Below are 596 nucleotides of genomic sequence, written 5' to 3' on the forward strand. Positions count from 1 at the left end.
TACCTGCCAGAAGCCGTGCTTAACTACTTAGGTCGTATGGGTTGGTCAATGCCAGATGAGCGTGAAAAGTTCACACTTAATGAAATGATTGAAAACTTTGACATGAAGCGCGTATCGCTTGGTGGTCCAGTATTCGACGTGGATAAATTAAGCTGGTTAAACGGCATGTGGATCCGTGAAAATTTAACCGACGAGCAGTTAATTCAGCGCTTTGTTGATTGGAAGTTTAACGGTGAAATGTTAGCTAAAGTATTACCTGAGGCTAAAACGCGTATTAATACCCTTTCGGATATGGTTGAGCTTGCTGGACATTTTGTAGGTGGTATTCCAACTTACGATCCTGCGCTATTAACAGCTGGTAAAGCAGACGAAAACGTAATACGCCAAGCACTACAATTTTTTGTATGGCAGCTAGAAGGCTTACGTAGCTTTGATAAGCCCGCTATTTTTGCAATTGCAAAAGAAGTGGCTACATTCCACGAGCTTAAGATTAAAGACTTTTTAGAGCCAATATTTGTCGCAATTACTGGCAAAACGTCAAGTACGTCAGTGCTTGATGCAATGGAAATATTAGGCTCTGACTTATCACGTGCTCG

1 protein-coding gene is annotated in these 596 nt (G+C 41.6%); it reads left to right on the top strand.

Annotated elements, in window-relative coordinates; translation table 11 throughout:
- Positions 1–596 (top strand): glutamate--tRNA ligase family protein (locus H5159_RS21260; protein WP_259399139.1); only part of this gene is annotated, 596 nt, incomplete at both ends.

The sequence above is a fragment of the Pseudoalteromonas sp. SG43-1 genome (assembly GCF_014164415.1).
In the GTDB taxonomy this organism is placed as follows: domain Bacteria; phylum Pseudomonadota; class Gammaproteobacteria; order Enterobacterales; family Alteromonadaceae; genus Pseudoalteromonas; species Pseudoalteromonas distincta.